At 63.0% G+C, this 7,659-nt stretch carries 5 protein-coding genes and 2 pseudogenes; 2 read left to right on the forward strand and 5 right to left on the reverse strand.

The genetic code is table 11. The features are described 5' to 3' along the window. Positions 1-261 precede the first annotated feature (261 nt). Both ACZY0B_RS19795 and ACZY0B_RS19800 read left to right on the forward strand, forming a co-directional pair. On the forward strand, positions 262-1,980 hold the full coding sequence (locus tag ACZY0B_RS19795; protein WP_463765912.1) for a serine/threonine-protein kinase: 1,719 nt from the start codon (positions 262-264) through the stop codon (positions 1,978-1,980). Between the two features lie 231 nt (positions 1,981-2,211). Next, positions 2,212-2,664: pseudogene (locus ACZY0B_RS19800) on the forward strand (MPT63 family protein); the annotation flags it as partial. Between the two features lie 238 nt (positions 2,665-2,902). Here ACZY0B_RS19800 and ACZY0B_RS19805 read toward each other — a convergent pair. From ACZY0B_RS19805 to ACZY0B_RS19825, 5 genes and pseudogenes are all read right to left on the reverse strand, one after another. After that, positions 2,903-3,163, reverse strand: coding sequence for a hypothetical protein (locus ACZY0B_RS19805; protein ID WP_463765916.1), 261 nt, complete (start codon positions 3,161-3,163; stop codon positions 2,903-2,905). 1,207 nt (positions 3,164-4,370) lie between these two features. Continuing rightward, complete coding sequence (locus ACZY0B_RS19810) at positions 4,371-5,435, reverse strand: threonine aldolase family protein (protein ID WP_463765913.1); 1,065 nt, start codon at positions 5,433-5,435, stop codon at positions 4,371-4,373. Between the two features lie 24 nt (positions 5,436-5,459). Continuing rightward, positions 5,460-6,638 carry an aminotransferase-like domain-containing protein gene (locus tag ACZY0B_RS19815; RefSeq protein WP_463765914.1) on the reverse strand — a complete coding sequence of 393 codons (1,179 nt, stop codon included), beginning with the start codon at positions 6,636-6,638 and terminating at the stop codon, positions 5,460-5,462. Then, positions 6,625-7,086, reverse strand: a complete 462-nt coding sequence (locus ACZY0B_RS19820; protein WP_463765915.1) for a cupin domain-containing protein — start codon at positions 7,084-7,086, stop codon at positions 6,625-6,627. Before ACZY0B_RS19820 ends, ACZY0B_RS19815 begins: the two co-directional genes overlap by 14 nt. 375 nt (positions 7,087-7,461) lie before the next feature. Continuing rightward, a pseudogene (locus tag ACZY0B_RS19825) lies at positions 7,462-7,659 on the reverse strand (3-deoxy-7-phosphoheptulonate synthase); the annotation flags it as partial.

A 7,659-nucleotide genomic window follows, 5' to 3' on the forward strand; every position in this document is an offset into this window, starting at 1 on the left:
TGAATCTGGTGCACATAGGGGGTTCACACCGAGATGCGATGCCGCCACGAAAATGTTGAAGCTTGTGCATTCCGCATTCAGGAAGGAACCTGCCGGCGCTCTCCCGCGCGGATCGTCGTTCCACGACGATGACCATGCATCCGTCAGCGGATGTAGTCATTGGCTTACGGTCGAAAAGGCAAAAGCCCTAACGGCATACCGCCATAGCTGCGCCCCAGTCCTGCTGCCCGCGGGGATGTGGGTTGGCCTAAGGAGTCGGCGATGAACGACACCGTGCGCCCACGTGAAGGATCGCAGTTTGGGCGCTATGACCTCAAGCGGATCCTCGGCCATGGCGGGATGGGCGAGGTATATGAGGCCGAGGACACGACCAACCAGCGGATGATTGCGTTGAAGGTGTTGCCGCCGGTGTTCAGCTACGATGCGGTGTTTTGCGCACGATTGCGGCGGCAAGTACACGTCGCCTGCGGGCTCGGGGAACCACATATCGTGCCTATACACGACAGCGGCGAGATAGATGGTCGGCAGTTTTTGGCCATGGAGTTGATAGCGGGCACCGACTTGTCTGATCTGCTAAAGCGGCTAGGCACGTTGCCCGCGCCGAGAGCGGTCGCCTTTGTGCGCCAGATCGCGTCGGCGTTGGACGCAACCCACGCCATCGGTGTCGTGCACGGCGACGTCAAGCCGACAAACATTCTGATCACCCCGGCTGATTTTGCGTATGCAGTCGATTTCGGCATCGCCAATGCAGCGCCTCCCAAGGGTGTGGTTCGCGTGATAGGAAGTGCCGTCGAGACATGGAAGTACATGGCACCAGAGCGATTCACCGCCTCCTCGGTAAGCAACAAACTCGACATCTATGCGTTGACTTGCGTTCTCCATGAGTGCTTGACCGGATCGCCGCCATATCGGGCCGACAGCGTTGGCGCATTGATCAGCGCGCACCTGATGGAGCCTGTCCCCCGGCCCAGCCGTTTGAAGCCCGCCCTCCCGCGTGCATTCGATGAAGTGATCGCCCAGGGCATGGCCAAAGACCCTTCGGAGCGCTACTCGAGCGCCGGTGAGCTAGCGCTAGCCGCCTACGAGGCGCTCAGCGCGCCGGACCAGGAGCGGGTAGCCTACATACTCAAGTCGAGCCAGGAGTCAGGTGGGACTGACGCCGAATTCCGATTGCCCCTCGCGTCGGGTGCGCCCTCCGCATCATCCGTGCCTGAGTCGCGCCAGTCGACTGACCTCCCGTATCCCAAGCCCGGTTCTTCAGAGTCACTGCCTGAACCTGCATCACCTGCGGGACCGGCCGGGACAATGGGAGCCCTTCCACGATTTGGTGTGGGTGACGCGAGTTGGACCAGCGAATTCGGCATGCTTGCAGCGGAATCCCGGCTGCCGTGGGCGAGAACCGAAAAGCGGACACGGTGGCTTGCACTCGGCGCTGCCGCCGTGGCCACTTTGATCACTCTGGGCGGCGTCACCATGTGGTTGCTCCGTCCATCGCGACACACACCCCCCATTTCCGCCACAGATAACGCCGCGTCGTCGCCAGCCCCGTGGACTGCCGAGTCTCAGGCTCGGCTGCTTAACCTGCTCCCTCGCGGCTACTTGTCAGGCGTATGCAAGCCGATCACTGAGCATAGAGACGCGCTGGCGGAGGTGTCCTGTGACCAGAACTCCGACGAGAACGGTCCGCCGTCGGCCACCTACATGCTATTTCCGGATGTGACCTCGCTTGGCAGTGCGTTCAATCGAATCATTCAGACTTCCACCATCATTGAGTGTCCAGGTCGAATCCAATCGCCCGGCCCGTGGCACCGCAACGCGACCCCCGAGAAGGTTAGTGGCCTGTTATTTTGCGGGTCCCAACAAGGAAATCCCTTGCTGGGGTGGACTGATGACGCCAAATTGCTGATCGCCGTGACCAGAGGGGAGTTACCGGGACCTGGTATCGACCAGCTGTATGCGTGGTGGATGTCTCACTCGTGAAGGCTGGACAAGGACGTCCCCACGCGGCGCGAGCCACTCACATATCGATGGCGTGAACGGCACGGACGCGCAGATATGCACGCAGAATTGAAAAGAGCGTCCTAGGCCGGCCGCGACCCGTTTCCCGCAAGGGGCCGCAGTGATACACTTAGTATCATCGGCGCAAGCAATGGACCGTTCATGGCGATAGACACGATGCAGGAGTGAACACCAGTGAAGATTGCTACCACCATGACTACCGTGTTTGCCACGGCCGCTACGGCCGTTAGCGCAGGAATCGTCGGTATCGCCAGCGCATCGACTGCTTCTGCCGACCAAGCCACTGACGCCAGCACGCATGGATTGGGTTCCCAAAGAACCTTGGTCAATGGTGACGTCGTCCAGGGATGGACCATCAGTGAACTCAAGCCGAGCACTGACGCCATCCCGTATCCGGTACAGGGCACTCTGTGGGAAGCCATCGCTTCCGACGAAGCTATTAAAGGTGATGTTATCCCGATCGTGCCAAATCTGGGCGCCCGCGCCCCGGGTGGCCAGCTGTATCGAGCGTTGTACCAGGTAGCGACACCTCAGGGTGTCAATCCAGCCACCCTAGCGCAAGGCCAAAAGACCACTGGCAAAGTCTATTTCGACGTCACTGCTGATAAGCCCGATGTTGTTGTGTATAACACGGGAGGCCAGGACTTGGCCTCCTGGGTGCAACCCGAACCATTGCGGTCTGGGTCGGGTGCTGGCACAACGACCGGTCCCGCGGGTAGGCCAGTGACGACGCCCGCAGCCGCAACGGCGCTGGCTCCCAAAGGTGTTCAGCAAATCCCTACAGATAGTGCTGGCGTGCCCGCCCCCACTCGAAGTCAAGCTGCACGCACTTCCGGTAGTCAAGGGACACCCATCCCGGCCAACAGCCCGGCGCCACCCGAGATCAGCCCAGCGCCACTGGCTCCCGCGCTAAACCCAGCACCACAAGCACCCGAGGCAAGCCCGGCACCACCCACACCCCCCGGCAGCCAAGGAGCACCCGCCGCCAACCCAACACCACCAACACCCGAGGCAAGCCCCACACCACCCACACCCCCCGGCAGCCAAGGAGCACCCGCCGCCAACCCAACGTCACCGGCCCAGCGTTCTCCAGCAGCTCCGGCTCCCGCGGGCAGCCACGGATTTCCCGATAGCCCAGCGACACCCGCTCCTTAAGGTTGATATGGCCCAGGTTCGCTTTGATCCGAGGACGCCGGCGTGGTGTAGAGACTTGACGAGTGGTCTCTTCGCCCACTTGTACATGGAGGATCCGGCCGATACGCGCGCTACCTGTCAAGCGAAGTAATCGATTGGCAGGCAAGACGATTCAATGAGGGCGCCCCTCTGCATAGTTAGCGCATACCGCTGGCGGATCGGAGGCAAATAGTCATGATACCTGCAACATACGGATGTGCCCGATGATGCGCCCGCGTGAGGATGGCTTTGTGTTCCGTCGACGGGGTGCGTATCGGTGTCGGGTTATGCGTCGATGTGCGCGCCATTCGAAACCTAGTTGCGTTGAGATACATCGAGCTCCTGCCCGGCTGCGTTGTGCCAGAGCTACAGTTTCCAAAGACATCGATTCCGCCACCCCGGTGGACGTTCACGGGCGGTGGTAGCAATGCCGGATTCAGCCACCGACGGGCATGTGCTGCAATGGTTTAACGAGAGGCAGGTTACCGATCTGTCGAGCTTGCGGGGCCCGCTGGTTGCTGAACGTGTGCCGCGTCTGCCGACGCTCGAGACATATTGCGTTCGCGCCGAGCTATACGACCTCGACAGTGTGTATAAGACGCGCATTGCCGCGCTCATGATGCGTTGCGGTATTCGCATGAAGTGTATCCGCGCGGCTATGTCTGAACCTATGGCGCGCGAAGGCATCGATTGGCGCTGCCGCCAGTGGGGGCTTTTGGCTAGTGTACGCAATGCTCAGACCCCGCCCCTCAGGTATGCGGGGAACGACGCGGCATTACCTCACTGCTGATCACCGCCGTTGCCTTCGTGGTCGCGGTGCTGTTGCCGTAGATGTAACGGTAGGTGGAGGGCGACCGCCATCGAATTGATCGCACCCTGGATATCTGGCTGCGCCCGGCGTCTGCACCCACGGGCCGGGATCGGTTCGATACCGACCACCCCGTCGGCCTCAACGGCATGCTCGGCGCTCCTTGATCGTGAAGCGTTCTAATGGCGGTCAACCCTTTCAGCGACCGCAGCGATTCCAGTCGCGTCCCTGATTCCGAACTAGGCTGTGCCAGTGGTCGGTTGATACGTTTTCGCAGCCGTCTTTTCATGATCGTTGGTCAGCGCCCCTGGGATGTTCAGCTTTGCGGTTTGATGGAGACGCAGCTACCGCGTTGGGGCCTTCGTCGTCGTCAAGGCCTCGTGCTGACTGTTGCCAGGTCGGTGGCGAGCTTACGCCAGGCGGCCAGTGCGGCTTCGATGTCGGATGCTTCGACGTCGCGGTGTGTGAGCATGCGTAGCCGGCCCGGTAGCACGGTCACCCGTATCCCTTCGGCGGCCAACCCGGCCATCCAGACGCTCGGCGGATGGCCGGTGCCGGTGATATCGACGAGTACGACATTGGTTGCGACGGTGGCGGGGTCGATGCTGCCGGGCAGGATTTCGGCTACGCCCTCGGCTAGTTGTCGCGCGTGGGTGTGATCGTCGGCGAGTCGCGCGGGTCCGTCGCGCAGTGCGATCAGCCCGGCTGCGGCCATGAATCCGGCCTTTCGCCAGGCGCCGCCGAAGGCGATTTTGAGTCGCCTTGCCTCGCGGATGAATTCAGCATCGCCGACCAGCACAGATCCTATCGGCGCACCGAGGCCTTTGGAAAGGCTGAGCATCAGCGCATCGGCGTGTGCGGCGTACTCGGCGATCGTTGCTCCAGTGACGGTGCACGCGTTGAACAGCCGCGCACCATCCAGGTAGAGCGGAAGCCGATGGCGGGCCGCGACTTCGGAGATCTCCGCCAGCTGTGGTGCAGGCATGGCGATACCGCCGGCGAGTTGATGGGTGTTCTCGACGGTAAGCAGGTCCACCACGCTGACGTCGTAGGGGTCAGCGGTCAGCGCCTGGTCCACCGCGGCCGCGGTGAGCAGGCCGTGCGCGGATGCGGGGATGCACCGGAAGGCGATGCCGGACAGTGCTGCTGCGGAGTGGATTTCCATACCGCACACGTGCGCGCTCTCCTGGCACGCGACGAAGTGCCCGGATCGGGCCCAGATGTGCAGGGCGATCTGGTTGCACAGCGTTCCGGTGGCCAGGAACAGCGCGGCCGATTTGCCAGTGAGTTCAGCGATGTGGTCCTGCAAGCGATTCACGGTCGGGTCGTCTCCGAACCAGTCGTCGCCGACCTCGGCGCTGGCCATCGCCCGGCGCATCGCCTCGGTCGGCGCAACGACGGTGTCCGAACTCAGGTCGATGACCTTGTCCGCCATGGGGTTGCCCTATTCTCGTGTGGTTCAGCGGAACAACTCGGCGAGCTCTTTCACACCTATTTCGATCAGGTGCTCGGCCACGTTAGCGAAGCTGAATCGCAGGGTATTGCGATGGTTTTCCGGATGCTGCGGGTAGAAGCCGCTGCCCGGTAGATAGGCGACGCCGCGTTCCAGCGCTTGCGGCAGCAACGCATCAGCATCGAACCGCGCAGCGGGGCCTTCGGCCCACAGGAACATGCCGCCGTCCGGCTCGGTCCAGCAGAAATCCGTGGGAAAGTGCGTCCGCAGCGCTTCGGCAAGCAGCCTCAGTCGGGTGGCGTACACCGCGACGATCCGGTCCCGATGCTCGGTCGCCGGTCCATCGAGGAATTCCGCCGCGATCGCCTGGCACAGCGTGGACGTCTGCATGTCGATGATCTGCTTGTGCGCCAACACCGGACCCATCAAGTCCGATGGGAGTGCCGCAACACCGATGCGTACCGCGGGCGCAAGGGTTTTCGATAGCGACGTCAGGTAGACGGTGTGTTCCGGCGCGAACGACCACAACGCGGGCTCCGGCTCGCCTCTATACCGCAGCTCGGCATAGACGTCGTCCTCCACGGCGAGCACACCGTGATGGCGCAACACCGCCCCAACCTCGGCGCGCCGCGCCGCCGGCATCGTCCGACCTGTCGGGTTCTGAAACGTGGGCAGCATATATACCAGCGCGGGCCGATACCGAACAATAGCTCCTTCCAAGGCATCCGGCAGTATCCCGTGCGCATCGCACGGCACACCCTGAACCACCGCGCCGTGACTGCCGAACGCCTTCAACGCCGGCCCGTACGTCGGCGTCTCCACCAACACCACATCGCCGGGATCGAGAACCGCCCTGCAGACGGCGTGCAGGACACCGGACCCGCCGGTCGCAATGTGCACTCGATCCGGCGCGGAGTCCACACCACGCCCGCGCAGCATCGGCAACAGCCGTTCAAGTAACGGCTCGAAGCCCCTCGTCATCCCGTACTGCAGCACGACCGGCCCGTACCGCGCTACCGCCGCCTCCACCAGCCGCGGCAGAAGTTCGGCCGGCAGCAGCGCGGTGTCCGGTGAGCCGACAGCGAACGAGATCACCTCCGGTCGGCCCGCCAATGCGGCAAAGATGTCGTCGATCGGCCCACTGCGCACCGCCCCGGCGCAGCGGCCGAGCTTATGCGTCAACACTTCGCCGGCCGATCGGAACACGCGATGCCGCGAACTCAAACCCGGCACTATCCGATGGGGCGTACTCGGCATGCAACCATTCCAGCAGCCCGGGCAGCCTGTCCTCGTACTCCGGGGTCAGCACCACATCGTCGTCGAACGCCGGATCGGTGCGCATCTCTACCGCCATCAGCGGCTCGGTCGCACTGAGGTTGACCGCCACATGCACGACGTTCTCCGGCACGTAGAGGAACTCCCCCGGCCCATGCATATGCGGCGTCAACTCCGGACCGACAAGCGTTACCGCTCGGCCGGAAATGCAGACCACCACGATCTCCGACCGCGCGTGATAGTGCGCCTTCGACCGCGCATTTGGCGGCATGTACACCATGCCCGCCGAAATCCCCTCTGCCCCACACGACCCCCGCGTGACACACGGCACCAGCCGCTGCCCCTGCTTACCCACCATCCCTACCGAGTCCCACGCACGAACGACCCGCGCCGACCTAGCAGCCGGCGGGCCCCCGCGATCGGGAACGTCATTCTGAACCAACGTATCGTCTAGGAACTCGGCAGGACGGGCAGCAGCCCTCCACCTTTCCTCGGAGGTCAGATGCAGCCCACCGCATGCAGATTGCCGTGTCGCCGTCATATCACTAACTCCTCTCCTGTCCTTCTGCTCAAAACCAATAATTTGGGCATGTCAGAGTGCCGCCGCGTCTGGCAGCAATTGCGCGAAACTAACGCCCCGCCTAGCTGGTTTGAGATAAGAGTGGCCGCGGTAGGCGCCGAAGTATTCGGACTCCGGTTTCAGCAGCCGCTGCGTCCGTTCTGTATCTCCTCCGCGTAGCATCTCCGCGACCAGGAATGCCAACTCCAGCGACTGCTGGGTGTTCAGCCGTGGATCGCACGCCGTCTCGTAGCGGCCGCCCAGGTCGTGGTCCGAAATGTCTTGCGCGCCACCCAAACACTCGGTGACGTTCTCGCCGGTGATCTCGACGTGGATGCCACCCGGATGCGTGCCCAGCGCGCGATGCACCTC

The organism is Mycobacterium sp. IDUB_19, assembly GCF_055419445.1.